This is a genomic window from Micromonospora sp. NPDC051227 (assembly GCF_044455385.1).
Lineage (GTDB): Bacteria > Actinomycetota > Actinomycetes > Mycobacteriales > Micromonosporaceae > Micromonospora.
This window is the reverse complement of sequence record NZ_JBITET010000004.1, coordinates 279,241-298,459: the sequence shown is the minus strand read 5'-3', so window position 1 is coordinate 298,459 and position 19,219 is coordinate 279,241. Positions and strand designations below refer to the sequence as shown.

Genomic DNA, 19,219 nt, shown 5'->3' with positions numbered 1-19,219 from the left:
GACTGTGGGGCATCAATATGCCTCAGAGTCATCACGCTCATCAGGGCGTCAGGCCCGAAGCGTCGGGTCGGGTAGCAGCAGGCCGGGCAGCGGGCGGTTCACCTGGCTCGGCTAGCGTTCCGGCATGACTCGTTGGGGCATCCTGGCCACCGGCCACATCGCCAGCCGTTTCGCCGAAGACCTCCGGCTGGTGCCGGACGCCGAGTTGGTCGCGGTGGGTTCCCGCGCCGCAGAGAGCGCCCGGCGCTTCGCCGACACGTACGGCGCGAAGCGCGCCTACGGTTCCTGGGTGGAGTTGGCCGCCGACCCGGAGGTGGACGCGATCTACGTGGCGACACCGCATTCCGCGCATTACGAGGCGGCGATGACCTGCCTCACCGCCGGGCGGGCGGTGCTGTTGGAGAAGCCGTTCACCCTCGACCTGGCCACCAGCACGGAGTTGATCGACACTGCCCGTGCCGCCGGTGTCTTCCTGATGGAGGCCATGTGGATGCGGCTGAATCCGGTGATCCTGCGGGTGGTCGAGTTGATCGCGGACGGGGCGATCGGCACGGTGACCGGCGTGCGGGCCGACTTCGGGGTGGCCGGGCCGTTCCCGCCGGAGCATCGGATGCGCAACGCGGCGCTGGGCGGGGGCGCCCTACTGGACCTGGGGATCTACCCGATCAGTCTGGCCCACCTGCTGCTCGGGGTGCCGCAGCACATCCGGTCCTGGGCGCAGCTCGGCCCGGAGGGCACGGACGAGAACACCGGCATGCTGTTCGGCTACGACACCGGAGCCCTGGCAACCCTGAGCTGCGGCATGGTCGGGTTGAGCGGGCAGACCGCCTCGGTAACGGGCACCACGGGGCGGATCGACCTGCCGGAGCCGTTCTTCCGGCCGGGTTCGGTGACAGTGCACCGGGCCGGCGCGGAGCCGGAGACGATCGTCGCCGACGGGGCCGGCAACGGCTACCAGTACGAGGCGATCGAGGTGCAGCGCTGCCTTGCCGCCGGCCTGACCGAGAGCCCGGTGGTGCCGCACACCACGACCCTTGAGGTGATGACCCTGCTGGACACGGTCCGCGAGCAGATCGGCGTTCGCTACATCTGAACAGCGGAAGGGCCCCCGGCCACGGCGAGACCGTGACCGGGGGCCCTTCCGGAAACTCAGCCGAAGAGCGGCCGGACCAGCAGGTACGTGACGCAGGCGATCAGCGCGGCGGCCGGGAACGTGATGATCCAGGCGAGCACGATGTTGCCGGCCACGTTCCAGCGAACCGCGGAGAGTCGCTTGGTCGCGCCCACACCCATGATCGCTGAGGTGATGGTGTGGGTGGTGGAGATCGGCGCCTTCAGCACCAGCGCGTTGAAATACAGCACCGCGCTGGCGACGGTCTCGGCGGCGAAGCCCTCCGGCGGTCCCAGGTCGATGATCTTGCGACCGAGGGTACGGATGATCCGCCAGCCGCCGGCGTACGTGCCGAGGGCCAGCATGGTCGCCGAGGTCCAGAACACCCACCCCGGGATGTGCGTCTTGCTCTCCTGGAAACCACCGGTGTAGAGCGCCAGCACCACGATGCCCATGGTCTTGGCGGCGTCCTGCATGCCGTGGCCGACCGACATGGCGGCCGCCGAGACGGTCTGCGCCCAGCGGAAGCCCCGGTTGAGCTTGCCCGGCTGCCCCTTCCGGAACAGCCAGAGGATGGCCAGCATCAGCAGGTAACCGAGGGTGAGGCCGACGATCGGCGACAGCACCATCGGCAGCAGCACCTTCTCGCCGATGTTGCCCCACTGCACGATGCCGCCGGTGGACAGCAGGGTAGCGCCGACCAGACCACCGAAAAGCGCGTGCGAGGACGACGAGGGCAGACCGAAGTACCAGGTGATCAGGTTCCAGGCGATCGCCCCGAGCACCCCGGCGAAGACCACCCCCAGGCTGTTCACCCCGGTGGGGAGGGTGACCAGACCGTCGCCGACGGTCTTGGCCACGCCGGCGCCGAAGTGGGCGCCGACGAAGTTGCCGACCGCGGCGAGCCCGAGGGCGATCCGAGGTGTCAGCGCCCGGGTGGAGACGCTGGTGGCGATCGCGTTGGCGGCGTCGTGGAAGCCGTTGGTGTAGTCGAACGCCAACGCCACCGCGATCACCGCCAGCACGGCGATGAGTTCAGGGGACACCGGCTCAGGACTCCTTGACGGCGATGGTCTCGACGGTGTTGGCCACGTGCTCGAAGGCGTCGCAGGCGGCCTCCAGTTCGTCGGCGACCTCCTTCATCTTCAGCACCGTCAACGCGTCGTACTCACCGGAGAAGAGCCGGACGAGCAGCTGCCGGTTGATCCGGTCGCCCTCGTTCTCCAGCCGGTTGCACTCGATCCAGTAGTCCTCGAGATCCTTCATCGACTTCAGCCGGGGCATCGCGTCGGCGGTCAGCTTGGCCTGCTGGTCGAGCACGTTGACCATCTCGTGCAACTCGCGGGGGAGCGCCGGAAGCTCGGTCAGCCCGTACAGGTAGAGCAGGTCGCCGACCGCTTCCAGGTGGTCCATCACGTCGTCCAGCAGCGAGCCGAGCCGGTAGATGTCCTCCCGGTCGAACGGGGTGATGAACGTCGAGTTGATCTTCTTGTAGAGCTCGTGGGTGATCTGGTCGCTGTCGTGCTCGACCTCGGTCAGCCGCTCGCTGACGGACTGCACGTCCACGCCGGGCAGGGCCAGTTCGTTGAGCAGCGCGGTGCCCCGGACCAGGTTCTGCGCGGCCCTGGTGAAGAGCTCGTAGAAGGCGCCCTCGGTGGGGCGGAAGGAAAACTTCACAGCACAGACCTCGTCGCGTCGGTGGAAGGGTGGCGGCGCCCGAGAGCGCCCGCCCGGTGAATGCTAGGAAACGGCAGAACGGGGAATTCGCCGGCCCACCCCTGGCCAGGCACCATTCACCGGTCGTTCACCTGCTGTTCATCTCGGCCGCCCCACCCGCACCCACTCCCCCAGCCAGCAGCCGCTTCCGCTCCCGCGCCACGTCGAAATCGGCAGCCGGATACCCCAGTTCGAGCGTGTCGAACGTCTCACGCAGCAGGTGGGCCACCGCCCAGTCCCGGTACCACTTGCGGTCCGCCGGCACCACGAACCAGGGCGCGGCGTCCGTGCCGCACCGGCTCAGGGCCTCGGCGTACGCGGCCTGATAATCGTCCCAGTGCCCTCGCGAGTCGAGGTCGGAGGGGTTGTACTTCCAGTGCTTGCGCGGGTCGCTGAGCCGGTCCAGCAGGCGCTCGCCCTGCTCGGCGTACGAGATGTGCAGCATCACCTTGATCAGGGTGACGCCGCCCTCGGTCAGCTCCCGCTCGAACGAGTTGATCTCGTCATAGCGGGCTCGCCAGGTCGTCTCCGGCACCAGCGAGCCGACCCGGGCGATCAACACGTCCTCGTAGTGCGAACGGTTGAACATCCCCACGTACCCCGGCGGTGGCAGCTCCCGGCGAATCCGCCAGAGAAAGTCGTGCCGCAGCTCCTGACGGGTCGGCGGCCCGAACGAGCGGATGTGCAGGCCCAGCGGGTTCATCGCGCCGGCCACCCGCTTGATCGTGCCGTCCTTGCCGCCGCAGTCCATGGCCTGGAGCACCAGCAGCACCCGCTGCGCCGGCCGCTCCGACCCGGTCTTGGCCATCGCGAAGAGCATCTCCTGCTGCCGGCCCAACTCCTCGCCGACCAGCTCCACCTGCTCCCGCGCCCAGGTCTTACGGTGCTCGCCGCGGCCCGCGGGCTCCGGCAGGCCGGGCATGGACCGCGGGTCGATCGCGCCGAGATCCACCGGCGCGGTGACCCGCAGCAGGTCCCGCACGGAACCGCCGTCCGGTGCAACGATCTGCCCTTGCTCGGGTGCGCTCATGCACGGATCATCGCCCACCCACCGCCGTTCCGCCCGCCGAGAGTCACCTCCAAACCCGGCCCGCTGATCGGCACCGACCGACCTCCGCCCACGGCAGGCACCGGTCCACCGGGCCGCCTCGGGGCTGCCGGCGGGCCGACTCGGCGGGAGGATGTAGGCCGGGACGCCAACCGGAAGGGGTGGTGGGTCGTGCGGGAGCTGGCGACGGAGTTCGAGGCCGAGCGGGGCCGACTGCTCGCGGTGGCCCGCCGGATGCTGGGCAGCCGCAGCGAGGCGGAGGACGCGGTGCAGGAGACCTGGCTGCGCTACGCAGGGGCGCTGGCCGACACGGCGGCCCGTGCCGAGATCCGGGACCTGTCCGCGTGGCTGACCACTACCTGCGCTCGGATCTGCCTGGACGTGCTCCGCTCGGCCCACCGGAGCAACGGGTCGCCCTCGTGCTGCACGACGTGTTCGCGCTGCCATTCGCCCGGGTCGCGGGTGTGCTCGGCACCACCGAGGTGGCGGCCCGGCAGCTCGCCTCCCGGGCCCGACGGGCGGTCACCTCGCCGGGCGTACCCCGGCACACCGCCGACCCGGCCGAGCAACGCCGGGTGCTCAAGGCGTTCGTCGCCGCGACCGAGTCCGGCGAGCTGGACCAGCTGCTTCAGGTGCTCGCGCCGGACGTGGTCTTCGTCGGAGACTCGGGCGGGCACTTCCCGGCAGCCCGCTGGCCGGTGCTCGGTGCGGACTCCGTGGCTCGCCTCACGCTCGGCCTGTTCGGCCGGACCGGTCGGTACGTCGACCGGGTGCTGGCTCGGCCCGTGCTCGTCGACGGCATTCTCGGCCTACAGCTGGAGACGACGCACAGCGACGGGCGACCGATCCGCCTGGTCACCGCGTTGGCTGTCGACCAGGGCCGGATCACCGCCATCTACAACCAGCTCAACCCGGAGAAGCTGACCGACCTGCCGCCGCTGGCGGCCGACGACGGCTGGCCGCCACGGTGGTGAGCCGGCCCGACCGGGCGTGCGGCCTCAGACCACCAGAGCCAACCACTTGCGGTACGCGGTGGCGAACGGCTCGGTGCCGTCGCCCAGGGCCCCGAACAGCCGCTGTGCCGCGGCCTCGGCCTCGGCCACCACGTCGTCCGGGTAGCCGAACCGGGCCCGGTGCTCGGCGAACTCGTCCTCGTCGAGCAGTTCCACCAGGCCGGTGGCCCGCCGCCGGACGACGTCCAGGTCCAGGTCGATCAGGTGGACGGTGTCGTCGGACTCCCAGCGGGCCGGGGTCGTGATGTCGCAGTAGACCTCGCTGGTGCGCGGCGGAGGGTTGAACATGGCCGTCCACCAGGCGCGGTGTGGCACCAACAGCACGAACGGGATCTTCTCCACCGAGGGCCGGCCGTGGTAGACCGACTCGGTGCCCTCGGGCACGCCGAGCCAGATGCCGAGATCGTCCTCGGTGAGCCGGCGGGCCGGGTAGTCGCGGTGGGCGCTGCCGTCGTACTTGCGGTAGATCACGCGGACCATGTCGCTCGGCATGATTCGCACCCTAACCGATACTGCCCACGCGTCGTAGCGCGGCCGTAACCGGACGGGGTCGGCCGCGACGCCCGCCCCGGTCGGCATCGCGCCACGCGGCGGATGGGCGCGGCCGGTGTCGGCGGCGCCGGGTACCGTCGCACGGTGACTCCGCCCCGCACCGCCACCGGTTCCGCCACCCCGTCGGCCCGTGCCAAGGGCCGGCGGCGGGGTGCCCGGCCCAGCGGCACCGAGCTGCTGGCGGCGGCGGTCGGCGCGGTGCCCGGCGGCGCGGAGCGCCCCGGCCAACTGCAGATGACCACGGCGATCGAGGAGTGCGTGGCCGGCGGCGAGCATCTGCTCGTGCAGGCGGGCACCGGCACCGGCAAGTCGCTGGCCTACCTCGCGCCGGCGCTCACCGTGGACGGCCCGGTGGTGGTCTCCACGGCCACCCTGGCGTTGCAGTCCCAGCTGGTCGACCACGATCTGCCGCGGCTCGCCGACGCGGTCGAGCCGGTGCTCGGCCGTCGGCCCACCTTCGCCGTGCTCAAGGGCCGCCATCACTACCTCTGCCTCGCCCGACTGGACAACTCCACCGAGGAGGAGCCGGAGGACACCCTCTTCGACGCCCCCGCGGCGCGCCCCGGCGCCGGGACGAAGTGGCTCGGTGAGGCGGGCCGGCTGGGCAAGCAGGTCGAGCGGCTGCGCGACTGGGCCGAGAAGACCGCCACCGGCGACCGGGACGAGCTGGACCCGGGCGTCGACGACCAGGCCTGGCGGCTGGTGTCGATGCCGGCCCGCGAGTGCGTCGGCGCGGCCCGTTGCCCGTTCGGGCAGGAGTGCTTCGCCGAGGCGTCGCGGGCCCGCGCCCGGGAGGCCGACATCGTGGTGACCAACCACAGCCTGCTCGCTGTCGACATGCTCGCCGACCGGCACATCGTGCCGCCGCACAAGCTGCTCATCGTCGACGAGGCGCACGAGCTGGCCGACCGGGTCTCCTCCGCCGCGCAGGCCGAGCTGGTGCCGGAGCTGATCGACCGGACCACCCGGCGGGCCCGTACGCTGCTGCGCCCGGAGACCGCCGAGGCGCTCACCGCCGCCGGTGACGCCCTGGCGGTCGGGCTGGCCGAGGCACCGGCCGGGCGGATCACCTCGGGGTTGCCGACGCCACTGCGGGAGGCGTGCACGCTGCTCGACGCGGCGACCCGCTCCGCCCTGGACGCGATCGGCGACATCAAGGCCGACGACCCCGACCCGGTCCGCAAGCAGCAGGCCAAGGCCGCCCTGGACGAGCTCTCCACCACCGCGCAGCGGCTACTGGAGGAGGGCGACCACGACGTGGCCTGGGTGGAGAAGAACGACAGCGGCAACCGCCGGGCACTGGTGGTCGCGCCGCTGTCGGTGGCCGGCACCCTCGCCACCCACCTGTACGACGAACGCACCGTCGTGGCCACCTCGGCGACCCTGGCGCTGGGCGGCCGGTTCGACACTGTCGCCCGCGCCCTCGGGCTGGACGCACCACCGCCCGCCCCGCCGACCCCCGCCGCGGCCGCGCTGGCCGCCCGCACCGGCCCGGGTCGGCCGGCTGCCGAAGCGCCGGGCCGTCGCCTCGCCGGCGACGTCACCCCGAACGCCGTCGTGCCGGCCACCGAGGGCCCCGGGTGGCGGTCACTCGACGTCGGTTCGCCGTTCGACTACGCCCGGCAGGGCATCCTGTACGTCGCCGCGCACCTCCCCCGACCCAGCGTCTCCGGGCTGCCCGAGGCTGCCGGAGAGGAGCTGCTCGGGCTGGTCGAGGCGCTCGGTGGTCGTACTCTCGGGCTCTTCTCCTCCCGGCGGGCCGCGCAGCAGGCGGCGGAGCTGTTGCGCGCGCGGACCGACCTGCCGGTGTTGCTCCAGGGCGAGGAGGCGCTGCCGCTGTTGGTGCGTCGCTTCCGCGAGGAGCGCGCCAGCTGCCTGTTCGGGGTGATGTCGCTCTGGCAGGGGGTGGATGTGCCGGGTGACGCCTGCCAGCTCGTCGTCATCGACCGGCTGCCCTTCCCCCGCCCGGACGAACCGCTGGCGGCTGCCCGCGCGGCGGCCGTCGACGCGGGCGGCGGCTCCGGCTTCTCGGCGGTCAGCGTGCCGATCGCTGCGGTGCGGCTGGCCCAGGGCGTGGGCCGGCTGATCCGCGCGACCGGCGACCGGGGCGTGGTCGCGGTGCTCGACTCCCGGCTGGAGACGGCCCGAGGCTACGGGCCGTTCCTGCGCCGCTCGCTGCCCCCGTTCTGGTACACGACCCGCCCCGAGGTGGCCCGAGGTGCCCTGGAGCGCCTGGCCAAGTCCTGACGCGTCGCCGCGCCGCCGCAGGTCTAGGGTGCCTGGGCGGCGACCACGACGGCGTCGGGTGGGGTGTCCGGGACCCGTCGGGCGGCAAGCCGGCGGACCGCGGTGTTCAGCACCGCGATGAGCGGCACGGAGACCAGCGCGCCGGTGATCCCGGCGAGTACGACACCGGCGGCGATGCCGATGATCACGGCGAGCGGGTGGAGGGCCACCGCCCGGCCCATGATCAGCGGCTGGAGCACGTGCCCCTCGATCTGCTGAACGCCGATCACCGCGCCAAGGATGATCAACGCGGTGACCGGGCCGCTGTCGACGAGGGCCACCAGGACCGCCACGCCGCCGGAGAGCGCCGCACCGACGATCGGGATGAACGCGCCGAGGAAGACCAGCGCGGCCAGCGGGAAGGCGAACGGGACGTCGAAGACGACCAGGAAGATGCCGATGCCGACCGCGTCGATGAAGGCGACCAGCACTGTCGCCCGGACGTAGGCGCCGAGCGTGTGCCAGGAGGCGCGGCCCGCGTCGTCGACCTTCCACCGGGCGGCCACCGGCAGCAGCCGGACCAGGAAACGCCAGATGCGGTTGCCGTCACGCAGGAAGAAGAACGTCGCGAAGAGGACCAGCAACGTGCCGGTCAGTACCTCGGCCAGCGTCGCGGCGGTGCTCAGCGCGCCGCTGGTGAACTTCGAGGTGTTGTCGTTGATCCAGGCCTGCGCCTCGTCGATGTAGCGGTCGAGTTGGGTGTCCGAGAGGTGCAGCGGGCCCGTCTTCAGCCAGTTCTGGATCTGTCGGACACCCTCGGACGACTTCTCGCTCAGTTCCGGTACGCCGCGGATGAACTCGTTGACCACCAGCGTCAGCGTGCCGATCACCGCGACCAGGCCGCCGACCAGCACCACAGCCGTCGCCAGCGACCGAGGGAACCGGACCCGCAGCAGCCAGCCCACCGCCGGGGCGAGCAGCGCGGAGAGCAGCAGCGCGATGGCAAGCGGAATGATCACGATCTTGATCGTGCCGACGATCCGCAGCAGCGCCCAGGCCACCACGCCGATCACGATCAGTCGCCAACACCACGCGGCGGCGATCCGCAGCCCGTGCGGAACGTCGGCGTCGTCCCGGCTGGAGGTGGAGCTGTGCAGGTCCACCGGAGGTTCCCCGCCGTAGACCGTGGCGCTCGACGGCGCGGTCGGCCCCGGCACGGCCGGCGACGCCACCCCGGCCGCCTCCGACGCGTCGTTCAGCGCGTCACTGGAGGCGCCCTCGTCGGCGCGCGCCGACTCCTGTCGTGACTGGTAGGCGCGGCGAAGCCGCCCGCGTACCCGCTCGAAGCGGCTCAAGCGCACCTCCTGGCAGAAAAAACCCGGCCCGCCGACGGCGACAGGTCGGACAGCATACGTCCGTTCCCGACACCGTAGGGCGGTTCCGCCACACAATGCCCCGACCACCTCCGGCGTAACCACCGGCCGGCCACCGTCGGCCACACGGTAGCGTCTGCGACGTGACCGCCGACAACGATCTGGACGCCGGCCTGCCGATCCGCCTGCTGCACGACCGCGTGCTGGTCCGGATGGAGGGCAGTGAGGGCGAACGCCGCTCCACCGCTGGCATCGTCATTCCGGCGACCGCAGCGGTCGGCAAGCGCCTCGCCTGGGCCACCGCGGTCGGGGTGGGGCCGAACGTCCGCGCCATCGTCTCCGGCGACCGGGTACTCTTCGACCCGGACGAGCGCTCCGAGGTCGAGCTGCACGGCCGCGGTTACGTGCTGCTGCGGGAGCGGGACGTGCACGCCGTGGCCGCCGAGCGGATCGAGAACGACTCGACCGGCCTCTACCTCTGACGCACCTCCCCCGGCCACCAGGGCCCGTCGCGCACCGTTTGCCCAGCCGCACGACGGGAAGCCATCCGGCGACCGTGGCCCTGGGGAGGGACGATGCCGGTATTCGTGAAGAAGCTGTTGACCTGGGGCAGTGTCGCGTTCCTGATCTACTTCATGGCCTTTCGGCCGGACGGCGCCGCGCAGATGTTCCGGGCGATCGGAGCCACGCTGATCGCGATGTTCCAGGGCCTCGGTGACTTCCTCACCTCGCTGTTGGCCTGAGCCGCCAGCCATCATTTCGTCGGCCGCAGCTGTCAGGGGTGCGTCGGCGGCCAGGGAGACGCCGGGCGCAGGCCGGGCCAACCGGGCGGGGCGTACCCCACCGGAGCCGGCGCGGGAGCCAGCACCACCGGGATCGGCACCACCGGCTCGTCCGGCGCGTCCACCGCGCGCTGCGTGCCGTCCGGGAAGCGCAGGTGGTAGCGGCTGCCGTCCCAGACCCCCGCCGGGGCCTGCGGGTCCCGACCCACGAAGAACGACCGGTATTCGGTGATCGCGTCCAGCAGCTCCCGCTCCTCGCGGGCGGTCCGCTCCTGGTCGGCGGGTTTGCGGTCCAGGCCGCGCAGCGCCCCATCGCGCAGCAGTGCCAGCCGGGTGGCGGCGGACTGGTAACCCCGCATCGCCCGCACCCCGGCGTCGCCGGCCACCCGCCGCGCCCAACTGCGGGCGGCGTGCCGCCGGCCGAGACTGCTCAGGGCGGCCACCTCGGGCGGGCTGAGCCAGCCGGCGCTTACGTAGTCGGGCAGGACCCGCTCGGTGAGCCGCCCCTCCCAGGCGCGCAGCCACAGGGCCAGCCCCACGGTGCCGAAGAAGACCGGCACCATCAGGCCCAGGAAGCCGTACAGCATGATCATGGCCTCACCGGTGGCCTGGGTCAGCGTGGGCAGCAGGTTCCACGTGCCGTGCAGCATCATCGCCAGCAGCAGGCCGGCGATCGGGGCGAGCACCCGGATGCGCCGGTCGGCCGTCCGGGAGGCGATACCCAGCCCCACACCGGTCATCGAGGTGAAAAGGGGATGGGCGAACCCGAACAGCAGGATCCGCAAAATGAAGATCGCGATGACCTGCTGGATGCCGGTGGCCGGGCCGTACCGGTCGGCGCCGGACGCGTACCCCAACCCGCCCAGGTAGAGGATGTTCTCCACCATCGCGAAGCCGACCGCGGAGAGCCCGCAGTAGACCAGGCCGTCGGTGATCCCGGACCACTCGCGGCGGCGGAACACCAGCAGCAGGATCGGGCCCAGCGCCTTGGTCAGCTCCTCGATGAACGGCGCCACCAGCACTCCGGTGAGCGCGGACGGCAGGCCCCAGTCGGCGAAGCGGTTGGCCGCGAAGTCGTTGACCGTGAGCGAGGCGGCGGTGGAGACGAACGCCCCCCAGGCGAAGCAGAAGATCAGATACTTCAGCGGCTCCGGTTCGTACCGGTCCAGCCAGAGGAAGCAGGCGACCAGCACCGGCACCGGCAGGATGGCGGCGACCACTCCGATCAGCAGGGCCTGCACACCGAGCGACTGGCCGAGCGTGAAGACCATGAAGACCGCGCACGCCGCGATCAACAGCACCACCCCGGCCAGCACCAGGAACCGCCGCCAGCCCAGTCGGCGCAGCGGCATCCGGGGCGTCTCACCCATGGGCGGGACGGCGGGCGCAGGCGGGGCGGCGGGCGACGGCGGCAGCGGTGAACCAGGCGGGGTGTCGGCCATGCGGTCAGCGTAGCCATCCGCCGCCGGCTGGTTCGGTCGCATCGGTAGCCGCTATGCTGCCGGCAGGTCACGAGTGCCAGCGTTCAGCCCCGGCTTGCTGGCCGGCAACCCTCGTCGAGTTCGCGGTGGGGTGCCCCGGGTGATGACCGGGCCCAGCCCGATCGGTGTGCTGGGCAAGCGCGGACCCCGTCCCGATGTCGCACCCGGGGTCCCTGACCCCGGAGGTTCCGGCGTGTCCGTCACTCTCGTCCCCTCGCTGCCCAGCCTGCCCACCGTGCCGTCGGCGCCGTCCGCGCCGCTCGACGTCCTCGGCGTGCCCGGCGAGATCAACCTGGACTACGCGGCCAGTGCGCCGTGCGCCCGGGCCGCCGCCGACGCGGTGGCCGAGCTGCTGCCCTGGTACGCCAGCGTGCATCGCGGAGCGGGAGCGCTGTCGCGGCGATGCACCCTCGCGTACGAGCAGGCCCGGCAGACGATCGGCGACCACTTCGGCGCTCGCGCCGACGATCACGTGATCTTCACCCGCAACACCACTGACGCGCTCAACCTGCTGGCGCGGGCCGTGCCGGCCGGCACGACGGTGGTCACGAACGCCGGCGAGCACCATGCCAACCTGCTGCCCTGGCCGCGCGGGTCGGTGCGGCTGCCGGTGCCCAGCGACAGCGCCGGGGCGGTACGCGATCTCGCCGCCGCCCTCACCGAGCTGCGCCGGGGCAGCAGCCCGGCGTTGCCGGTGCTGGTAGCGGTGACCGGTGCGAGCAACGTGACCGGTGAGCGGTGGCCGGTCGCCGAACTGGCGCGGGTGGCCCACCTGCACGGTGCCCGGATCGTGCTCGACGCCGCGCAGCTCGCCCCGCACGCCCCGGTCGACCTGCTCGCGCTCGACGTCGACTACCTGGCCGTGTCCGGCCACAAGCTGTACGCGCCGTTCGGCGCGGGCGTGCTGATCGGTCGGGCCGACTGGTTGGACGCCGCCCCGCCCTACCTGGCCGGTGGTGGCGCCACCAGCCACGTCGGGCCGGCCACCCACGACGTGACCTGGGCGACCGGCCCGGCCCGCCACGAGGGCGGCACCCCGAACCTGCTCGGAGCGGTTGCGCTGGCGGCGGTGTGCAAGGCGCTCGACGAGGCGGACCAGGGCGCGCTGGCCGCCCACGAGCAGGCCCTGCTGACCCGGCTACGGACCGGCCTCGCCGCCCTGCCGCACGTCGTCGAGCTGCGCACCTTCGGCCCGGACGCGCCCCGGGTCGGCATCGTCTCTTTCGTGGTCGCCGGCCGGGACTCCGCCGAGGTGGCCACGCGGCTGGCCGCCGAGCACCACATCGGCGTACGGGACGGGTTGTTCTGTGCCCACCCGCTGGCCCGGCGTCTGCTCGGCGAGGCGGCGGGTCGTACCGGCCGTCGGGACCTGCCGCCCACCGCGCTGCGTGCCAGCATCGGGCTGGGCAGCACTGCCGCTCAGGTGGACCGGTTGCTCGCGGCCCTGGCCGAGTTGGGCTGAGGCCGCCCGGCGGCGGTCACCGCTCAGCCGACCGGCGGGGCGGTGGGTGGCTTCGGTGTCTCGCCGGGCTCGGCGGGCTCACCGACCGGGCGCTCCTGCTCCCCGAAGGCGGTGCGGATCCACCGGTTCGCCTCCTCCTGCTCGATACCGGAGGCGACCAGCAGGTCGCTCGCGGTGGTGCGGACCTGGGCGACCACCACACTGCCGGAGAAGCCCACCCCGTCGCCGTACGCCCGGCCGGCCTCGCTGACCGCCCGCAGCGACCGCTCCCGGGCCTTCTCCGGCTCCTCACCGGCGGCGAACTCGTGCTTGAGCAGCCGGACCGACTCGGCGAGGTGACCGATCGCGTCCGGCATCGGATCGGGCACCGGTTCCTCGTCCTCGACCAACGTGACGGACCGGCGGATCAGCGTGCCGCTGTTGCGCATCGCCCGGTCGATCGGGTCGGCCGCCTCCGCGTAGTGGGTCAGTTCGTCGCGGCGGTGCCAGCGGGCCGGGGAGAGGGTGGCGGTCTCCTTCGCCCCCTCGATCGCCTCGCCCAGCGTGGCCAGTTCCTCCTTGTTGTTGCGCAGCTTCTCCAGGGCGCCCTGGAGAGTGGCGCGGTCCCGGTTGCGCAGCCCGTCCGCTGTGGCGTCGAGTTGGGCGGCGAGCAGGTCCAGGGCGGGTCGGGCGGCCCGGTTGATCACTCGCAGCGGGTTCAGTGGCAGCAACACCGCCGTGACCAGCAGCGCGATCCCACCGCCGAGGAACGCGTCGACGAAGCGCGGGATCTCCAGATTCTGGGTCGACGGGCTCAGCGTCACGATCAGCACCGCAGTGGCCGCCGCCTGGATGACGATGGCCACGCTCGCCCCGGCGAAGATGGTGAGCAGGATCGCCACTGTGACCACCAGGCCGAGCTGCCACGCCCCGGTGCCGAGCAGGTAGATCAGCAGGTCGCCGACGGCCACCCCGACCCCCACCCCGACGATCAACTCGATGGTCCGGCGGAACCGCTGGCCGACCGACGCGGCAAGGGTGCCGACCGCGGAGATCGGCGCGAAGACCGGTTGCGGGTTGCCGAGCACCTTGTGCGAGATCAGGTACGCGAGCCCGGCCGCCAGCCCGGCCTGCACGGCGAGCCCGCCGGCCATCCGTACCCGGTGCAGCCGGTCGTGCAGGGTGGCCCGGCCGCGGTGGCGCAGCTGTTCGGTGGCCTCGGCGATCCGCGCGCCGTCGATGTCTACCAGCCCTTCGCGCAGCGCGGTACGTCGCACCACCGGAGGTCGCTTGTCCCGGGCCACGGCCATGGGCGCGACTACCCGTGGTGGGCCGGCTGAACCCTCCCTTCGGGCGCGTCGCGGGCCGATGCGGGAGACTCGGGCGGTGGTTGATCTGTTGGACCGATGGCGGGCGGCGGCCCGGGGTGCCGGCGCGAGGCCCGATCCGGATATCACCCGGGCCGGCGAGCAGTTGATCGTCCGGTGGCGGGAGCCGCACCGGCACTACCACACGCTGACCCACCTGACGGCGGTGCTCGATGTGGTGGACCAGCACGCCGACCTGGCCACTCGGGCCGACGCGGTCCGGCTGGCGGCCTGGTTCCACGACGCGGTCTACGACCCCCGGGCCGCCGGCGACGCCAACGAACGGGACAGCGCCGCGCTGGCCGAGAACGTGCTCACCGGGCTCGGGGTGCCGGCGCCCACTGTGGCCGAGGTGCGCCGGCTGGTGCTGCTCACCGCCGGGCACACGGCGGCACCGGGCGACCGGGACGGTGTGCTGCTCTGCGATGCGGACCTGGCCGTGCTGGCCGCGCCGCCGGCCCGCTACGAGCGTTACGCGGCGGCGATCCGCCGGGAGTACGCCCATGTGCCGGAGCAGGCCTTCCGGGTTGGGCGGGCCGCCGTGTTGACCGGCCTGCTGGCGCTGCCCGCGCTGTTCCGGTCGCCACCGCTGGCGAGCCGGTGGGAAGAGCCCGCCCGGGACAATGTGCGCCGCGAGCTGGCCGCCCTCACCGCGGAGCCGGAGAACGCGGGCTGACCAGGTGCTTCGGTCGACGCAGGTCGGCGGTGCGGAGCAACCGGACCAGCTCCCGGCTCGGCACCACCTGGGCACCGAGCCACACCGCCGCCGCGAACCGGTCGGCCGGAATGTCGTAGTGGTCCCGGTCGAAGCCGCGCCGGGGCGCACCGAGCGCCTCGGCGAAGGCGTGCAGCTCGGCGTACGAGACGTCACTGATCAGGTGCGACCAGAGCCGACCGCGCCACGGCCAGGCCGGCCGGTCCAGGTAGAGCATGGTGCCCAAGTTATCCCGCCCAGTCGATCATGTTGATGATCGCCCGGTACCGCCTTAACCTCGGCTGCATGGCCCCCACCGCGCTCCTCGACGACCTGCGCGCCGCGCTCGGTGACGACGCCGTGCTCACCGACCCGGACCTGCTGCGCATGCACCAGCGCGACGAGGCCGACCTGTGCGCCGCCGGCGTTCCGCTGGTGGTGACCCGCCCGCGCGACACCGAGCAGGTGGTCGCCGTGATCCAGGCGGCGGCGCGGCACGGCGTACCGGTGGTGCCGCAGGGGGCGCGGACCGGGCTGGCCGGCGCGGCGAACGCGGTGGACGGCGCGGTCGTGCTCAGCACCGTCGCGATGACCGAGATCCGCGAGATCGACCCGGTGAGCCGGATCGCGGTGGTCCAGCCCGGGGTGGTCAACGCGGCGCTGGCCGGAGCGGTGGCCGAACAGGGCCTCTGGTACCCGCCGGACCCCGGCTCCTGGGAGTCGTCCACGATCGGCGGCAACGTGGCCACCAACGCCGGCGGCATGTGCTGTGTGAAGTACGGAGTGACCACCGAGTACGTGCTCGGCCTGGAGGTGGTGCTCGCCTCCGGCGAGGTGCTGCGCACCGGCCGGCGTACGGCCAAGGGGGTGGCCGGCTACGACCTGACCCGACTGTTCGTCGGTTCGGAGGGCACCCTCGGCGTGATCACCGAGGTGACAGTGGCGCTGCGGCCCGCCCCGGCCGAGTCGCTGACGCTGGTGGCGGTCTTCGGATCCACCGCCACGGCCGGCGCGGCGGTGGCGGAGATCGCGGCTCGCGGGCTCACCCCCAGCCTGCTGGAGTTGCTGGACCAGACCCACCTGCGGGCGATCGAGGCGTACCAGCCGATGGGGTTGCGGACCGACGCGCAGGCCCTGTTGCTGGCCGCCGCCGACACCGGCTCCCGGGCGGCCGACGACCTGGCCGTGCTGGCCGAGGTGTGCGAGGCCGTCGGCGCCGACGAGGTCTACGCGGCCACCGACGCGGTGGAGGCGGCGGCGCTGCTGCAGGCTCGCCGGCTGGCCCACCCGGCCATGGAGAAGTTCGCGGCGGACGCCTACCCGGGCGGCAACGGCGGTCTGGTGATCGACGATGTGGCGGTGCCGCGCGGCGCGCTCGCCGCGCTCCTGGACGGGGTCGCCCGGATCGCGGCCGAGTGCGACGTGCCGATCGGCGTGGTAGGGCACGCCGGGGACGGCAACATGCACCCGAACATCGTTGTCGACCGGGCCGACCCGGCGAGCGTGCAGCGGGGTCGACGGGCCTTCGACGAGATCATGCGGCTCGGCCTGGACCTGGGCGGCACCTGCACCGGCGAGCACGGGGTGGGGCTGCTCAAGCGGGACTGGCTGGCCCGGGAGATCGGGCCGGTCGGTGTCCGGGTGCATCAGGCGATCAAGTCGGCGCTCGACCCGGCCGGCCTGCTCAACCCGGGCAAGGTGCTCTGACCGGCTTCCGTCAGCCCTTGACCTCGGCCGGGGTCGCCTGGGTGAGCAGCAGCAGGATCTCCCCGGCGACCGGCGTGAGCTCCTCACCCGGGCAGTCCTGCGAGGTGATCAGCCCGGTCGAGGTGATGAGGCTGGACGTCAGCGCGTCGATGCAGGTTGTCCGGTACCGCCGGGCCTGATCGGTCTCGTCGGCCAGCGCCGGGTTGGCGAGCAGCACCTGGAGCCGTTCGGTCAGCTCTGGTGCGAGGGTGCCCCGGGAGGTCACGCCGTCGCCGGCGCAGTCGACGCACTGCCACGCGCCGTTCCGCTCGACGCTCAGGGTGCGCATCGGCCCGTCTTCGCCGAGCCGCTGGAGCAGGCTGACCTGACCGGCGGCGACAGTGGTGGGGATCTCCAGCTGCGAGCTGCCACCCGCCGTGCCGGCGGTCGGTTGCGCCACCGGGGTGCGCGGCTTGTCTCCGTCGAAGAGGGAGCACCCGGTCAGGGCGCCGACGAGCGCGACGGCGAGCAGGGGTACGAGCAGACGAGGGCGCGCGCGGGCTAGCACGCGCGGAAACCTACCCCACCGTAGGTAGCGTTCGAAACCACCATCCGGGTCGGTATCGATGGTTACCCATCGGTAACGTCGCAATTCGTCATCGAGCGGACGGGCGCAGCTCCGCCTGGTCGTCGTCACCCCGGTCGGCCGCGTAACCCCGGACGTCCGGAGCACCGAGCCGGGCCGCGTCCGCCGCCGCGTCGTCCGGCATCAACTGGGACTGCCGCTCCGCCTCGACCCGAGCCCGGTAGTGCTCGACCTCGCGGGCCCGGGTGGTCGCGTCCCAACCGAGCACCGCGCCCATCAACTCGGCGGTGTGCTCCGCCGACTCCAGCCCCCGGTGGCTGGTCTCGAACGAGATCCGGGTCCGCCGGGTCAGCACGTCCTCCAGGTGCAGCGCGCCCTCGGCCCGCGCCGCGTAGGCGACCTCCGCCGCCAGATACTCCGGAGCACCAGCCAGCGGGGACGCCAGCAGAGGATCGGCGTCTACCAGCGCCAGCAGGTCCAGGGTGAGGGTGCCGTACCGCTCCAGCAGGTGCTCAACCACGCCCACCGGCACGCCGTGCCGGCGCGCCAGGTCGGCCCGGTCCCGCCACATGGCCGGGTACCCGTCGGCGCCGAGCAGCGGCAGGTCGGCGGTGCGCGACGAGCGGGCGCCGCCGAGCCGGCGAGCGGCCCGGTCGACCACGTCGGACGCCATCACCCGGTACGTCGTGTACTTGCCGCCAGCGACCAACAGCAGCCCGAGCATCGGCTCGAAGACCGCGTGCTCACGGGAGAGCTTCGAGGTCGAGTCGGCCTCGCCGGCCAGCAGCGGCCGCAGCCCGGCGTACACGCCCTCGATGTCGGCGGTGGTCAGCGGCCGGTCCAGCACGGTGTTGACCTGCTGGAGGAGGTAGTCGATGTCGCGGGCAGAGGCGGCCGGGTGGGAACGGTCCAGCCGCCAGTCGGTGTCCGTGGTGCCGATGATCCAGTGCCCGCCCCACGGGATGACGAAGAGCACCGAACTCGCCGTACGCAGGATGAGCCCCGTCTCGCCGGTGATCGCCGAGCGGGGCACCACAAGGTGCACCCCCTTGGAGGCGCGCACCCGGACGCCGGGCCGCAGGCCCACGTCGTTGAGCATCCGGGACATGTCGTCGCTCCACACGCCGGTGGCGGCGATGACGGTGCGAGCCTGCACCTCGAACTCCGCGTCCGGCGAGCCCGGCGGCGCCTCCAGGTCCCGGACGCGGACGCCGGTCACCTCGCGCGCCTGCCGGATCAACCCGACGGCGCCGGCACTGCTCACCACAGTGGCACCGAGACTGGCCGCGGTGCGGGCCAGGGTGACCACCAGCCGGGCGTCGTCGACCTGCCCGTCGTAGTAGCGGATCGCCCCGGCCAGCGCATCGGCCCGCAGACTCGGGAAGATCCGCCGGGCGCCCTCCCTGGTCAGGTGACGATGCAGGGGCATGCCCCGGCCACCGCCGAAGATCCCGGCGAAGGCGTCGTACGCGGCCACCCCGGCGCCGTAGTACGAGCGGCGGAAGACCCGGGCCGGCAGGTCCCGCAGGCCCCGCCCGGCCGGCAGCGGCACCATGATCGGCACCGGGCGCACCAGGTGCGGCGCGAGCCGGGTGGCCAGCAGGCCGCGCTCGGTGAGCGCCTCGTGGACCAGATGGAACTCCAACTGCTCCAGGTAGCGCAGGCCACCGTGGATCAGTTTGCTGGACCGGCTGGAGGTCCCGGCGGCAAGGTCACGGGCCTCGACCAGCGCCACCTTCAGGCCCCGGGACGCCGCGTCCAGGGCGGCACCGGCTCCGGTCACCCCGCCACCGATGACCAGCACGTCGAAGCGCTCCGCACGCAGTCGACGCAGGTCGGACGCACGGCGGACCGGTGAGAGCTGACCGGCGACGGATCGGGAGACATTGGGGTCGCGCACCCGTCCACCGTATCCGTCGAGCCACCGTCCCGACATTCGCCGCCCGCCCCGGGGCGACCTTCACGTCTCGCTGCCACACCTCTGGGCGGTCCGCGCGCCCTGTCCGATTAAGGCGGATGCCGTGCGTCGACCGATCGGAGATCTTGGACAGTTTTCGTTACGAGCTAACGGAAACTGTCCGAGATCTGCGCGCCTCTTCGAGGAGGCAGTCGGTTCGAAACCGTTCACCATGGTCGTAAGGTT

At 72.6% G+C, this 19,219-nt stretch carries 18 protein-coding genes, 1 pseudogene and 1 riboswitch; of the genes and pseudogenes, 9 read left to right on the top strand and 10 right to left on the bottom strand.

Annotation, left to right across the window (positions count from 1 at the left end):
• Positions 1-124 precede the first annotated feature (124 nt).
• Complete coding sequence (locus ACIA47_RS12820; RefSeq protein ID WP_396707724.1) at positions 125-1,093, top strand: Gfo/Idh/MocA family protein; 969 nt, start codon at positions 125-127, stop codon at positions 1,091-1,093.
• A gap of 56 nt (positions 1,094-1,149) precedes the next feature.
• Here the strand turns inward: ACIA47_RS12820 and ACIA47_RS12815 are convergent, their stop codons facing one another.
• The 3 genes from ACIA47_RS12815 to ACIA47_RS12805 form a co-directional block, all read right to left on the bottom strand.
• Positions 1,150-2,157 carry an inorganic phosphate transporter gene (locus tag ACIA47_RS12815; protein WP_203121735.1) on the bottom strand — a complete coding sequence of 336 codons (1,008 nt, stop codon included), beginning with the start codon at positions 2,155-2,157 and terminating at the stop codon, positions 1,150-1,152.
• Between the two features lie 4 nt (positions 2,158-2,161).
• Positions 2,162-2,788, bottom strand: coding sequence for a DUF47 domain-containing protein (locus ACIA47_RS12810; protein WP_030327784.1), 627 nt, complete (start codon positions 2,786-2,788; stop codon positions 2,162-2,164).
• A 127-nt stretch (positions 2,789-2,915) separates the two neighbouring features.
• Entirely contained in the window at positions 2,916-3,857 is a 942-nt protein-coding gene (locus ACIA47_RS12805) for a PPK2 family polyphosphate kinase (RefSeq protein WP_396707722.1), read from the bottom strand.
• A 252-nt stretch (positions 3,858-4,109) separates the two neighbouring features.
• Here ACIA47_RS12805 and ACIA47_RS12800 point away from each other — a divergent pair.
• Positions 4,110-4,217: pseudogene (locus ACIA47_RS12800) on the top strand (RNA polymerase subunit sigma-70); the annotation flags it as partial.
• Positions 4,218-4,219: 2 nt separating this feature from the next.
• Positions 4,220-4,849, top strand: a complete 630-nt coding sequence (locus ACIA47_RS12795) for a sigma factor-like helix-turn-helix DNA-binding protein (protein ID WP_396707720.1) — start codon at positions 4,220-4,222, stop codon at positions 4,847-4,849.
• A gap of 24 nt (positions 4,850-4,873) precedes the next feature.
• Here ACIA47_RS12795 and ACIA47_RS12790 read toward each other — a convergent pair whose 3' ends face one another.
• Positions 4,874-5,380 carry a DUF402 domain-containing protein gene (locus ACIA47_RS12790; RefSeq protein ID WP_112674113.1) on the bottom strand — a complete coding sequence of 169 codons (507 nt, stop codon included), beginning with the start codon at positions 5,378-5,380 and terminating at the stop codon, positions 4,874-4,876.
• A 102-nt stretch (positions 5,381-5,482) separates the two neighbouring features.
• Here ACIA47_RS12790 and ACIA47_RS12785 point away from each other — a divergent pair, with 102 nt between their 5' ends.
• A complete protein-coding gene (locus tag ACIA47_RS12785; RefSeq protein ID WP_396707717.1) occupies positions 5,483-7,687 on the top strand; it encodes an ATP-dependent DNA helicase in 2,205 nt (734 codons plus the stop codon).
• Between the two features lie 23 nt (positions 7,688-7,710).
• Here the strand turns inward: ACIA47_RS12785 and ACIA47_RS12780 are convergent, their stop codons facing one another.
• Positions 7,711-9,021 carry an AI-2E family transporter gene (locus ACIA47_RS12780; RefSeq protein WP_396707715.1) on the bottom strand — a complete coding sequence of 437 codons (1,311 nt, stop codon included), beginning with the start codon at positions 9,019-9,021 and terminating at the stop codon, positions 7,711-7,713.
• Between the two features lie 161 nt (positions 9,022-9,182).
• Between ACIA47_RS12780 and ACIA47_RS12775 the strand changes: the two genes are divergently transcribed.
• Both ACIA47_RS12775 and ACIA47_RS12770 read left to right on the top strand, forming a co-directional pair.
• Entirely contained in the window at positions 9,183-9,521 is a 339-nt protein-coding gene (locus ACIA47_RS12775) for a co-chaperone GroES (protein WP_091402887.1), read from the top strand.
• 93 nt (positions 9,522-9,614) lie between these two features.
• Positions 9,615-9,782, top strand: coding sequence for a hypothetical protein (locus tag ACIA47_RS12770; RefSeq protein WP_396707713.1), 168 nt, complete (start codon positions 9,615-9,617; stop codon positions 9,780-9,782).
• Positions 9,783-9,814: 32 nt separating this feature from the next.
• Here the strand turns inward: ACIA47_RS12770 and ACIA47_RS12765 are convergent, their stop codons facing one another.
• On the bottom strand, positions 9,815-11,305 hold the full coding sequence (locus ACIA47_RS12765) for a PrsW family intramembrane metalloprotease (RefSeq protein WP_396707711.1): 1,491 nt from the start codon (positions 11,303-11,305) through the stop codon (positions 9,815-9,817).
• 23 nt (positions 11,306-11,328) lie between these two features.
• Positions 11,329-11,449, top strand: a riboswitch (SAM riboswitch).
• Between the two features lie 46 nt (positions 11,450-11,495).
• Here ACIA47_RS12765 and ACIA47_RS12760 point away from each other — a divergent pair.
• A complete protein-coding gene (locus tag ACIA47_RS12760; RefSeq protein WP_396707709.1) occupies positions 11,496-12,764 on the top strand; it encodes an aminotransferase class V-fold PLP-dependent enzyme in 1,269 nt (422 codons plus the stop codon).
• Positions 12,765-12,787: 23 nt separating this feature from the next.
• Here the strand turns inward: ACIA47_RS12760 and ACIA47_RS12755 are convergent, their stop codons facing one another.
• Complete coding sequence (locus ACIA47_RS12755; RefSeq protein WP_396708224.1) at positions 12,788-14,047, bottom strand: aromatic acid exporter family protein; 1,260 nt, start codon at positions 14,045-14,047, stop codon at positions 12,788-12,790.
• A gap of 82 nt (positions 14,048-14,129) precedes the next feature.
• Between ACIA47_RS12755 and ACIA47_RS12750 the strand changes: the two genes are divergently transcribed.
• The gene (locus tag ACIA47_RS12750; RefSeq protein WP_396707707.1) at positions 14,130-14,786 is read left to right on the top strand and encodes a metal-dependent phosphohydrolase; all 657 of its coding nucleotides are present in this window, start codon (positions 14,130-14,132) and stop codon (positions 14,784-14,786) included.
• Here the strand turns inward: ACIA47_RS12750 and ACIA47_RS12745 are convergent.
• Entirely contained in the window at positions 14,758-15,042 is a 285-nt protein-coding gene (locus ACIA47_RS12745) for a DUF4031 domain-containing protein (protein ID WP_396707705.1), read from the bottom strand. The two genes, ACIA47_RS12750 and ACIA47_RS12745, sit on opposite strands and share 29 nt — an antisense overlap.
• 68 nt (positions 15,043-15,110) lie before the next feature.
• Between ACIA47_RS12745 and ACIA47_RS12740 the strand changes: the two genes are divergently transcribed.
• The gene (locus ACIA47_RS12740) at positions 15,111-16,511 is read left to right on the top strand and encodes an FAD-binding oxidoreductase (RefSeq protein ID WP_396707703.1); all 1,401 of its coding nucleotides are present in this window, start codon (positions 15,111-15,113) and stop codon (positions 16,509-16,511) included.
• A gap of 10 nt (positions 16,512-16,521) precedes the next feature.
• Here the strand turns inward: ACIA47_RS12740 and ACIA47_RS12735 are convergent, their stop codons facing one another.
• On the bottom strand, positions 16,522-17,058 hold the full coding sequence (locus ACIA47_RS12735; protein WP_203121732.1) for a hypothetical protein: 537 nt from the start codon (positions 17,056-17,058) through the stop codon (positions 16,522-16,524).
• Between the two features lie 88 nt (positions 17,059-17,146).
• Entirely contained in the window at positions 17,147-19,012 is a 1,866-nt protein-coding gene (locus ACIA47_RS12730; protein ID WP_396707701.1) for a glycerol-3-phosphate dehydrogenase/oxidase, read from the bottom strand.
• Positions 19,013-19,219 lie beyond the last annotated feature (207 nt).

What these genes read in the sequence shown, in the direction of transcription:
- ACIA47_RS12820 (WP_396707724.1), top strand. Translation starts at nt 125, where the DNA reads ATGACTCGTTGGGGCATCCTGGCCACCGGCCACATCGCCAGCCGTTTC.
- ACIA47_RS12805 (WP_396707722.1), bottom strand. Translation starts at nt 3,857, where the DNA reads ATGAGCGCACCCGAGCAAGGGCAGATCGTTGCACCGGACGGCGGTTCC.
- ACIA47_RS12790 (WP_112674113.1), bottom strand. Translation starts at nt 5,380, where the DNA reads ATGCCGAGCGACATGGTCCGCGTGATCTACCGCAAGTACGACGGCAGC.
- ACIA47_RS12785 (WP_396707717.1), top strand. Translation starts at nt 5,483, where the DNA reads ATGGGCGCGGCCGGTGTCGGCGGCGCCGGGTACCGTCGCACGGTGACT.
- ACIA47_RS12770 (WP_396707713.1), top strand. Translation starts at nt 9,615, where the DNA reads ATGCCGGTATTCGTGAAGAAGCTGTTGACCTGGGGCAGTGTCGCGTTC.
- ACIA47_RS12765 (WP_396707711.1), bottom strand. Translation starts at nt 11,305, where the DNA reads ATGCGACCGAACCAGCCGGCGGCGGATGGCTACGCTGACCGCATGGCC.
- ACIA47_RS12745 (WP_396707705.1), bottom strand. Translation starts at nt 15,042, where the DNA reads ATGCTCTACCTGGACCGGCCGGCCTGGCCGTGGCGCGGTCGGCTCTGG.
- ACIA47_RS12740 (WP_396707703.1), top strand. Translation starts at nt 15,111, where the DNA reads ATGGCCCCCACCGCGCTCCTCGACGACCTGCGCGCCGCGCTCGGTGAC.
- ACIA47_RS12730 (WP_396707701.1), bottom strand. Translation starts at nt 19,012, where the DNA reads ATGTCGGGACGGTGGCTCGACGGATACGGTGGACGGGTGCGCGACCCC.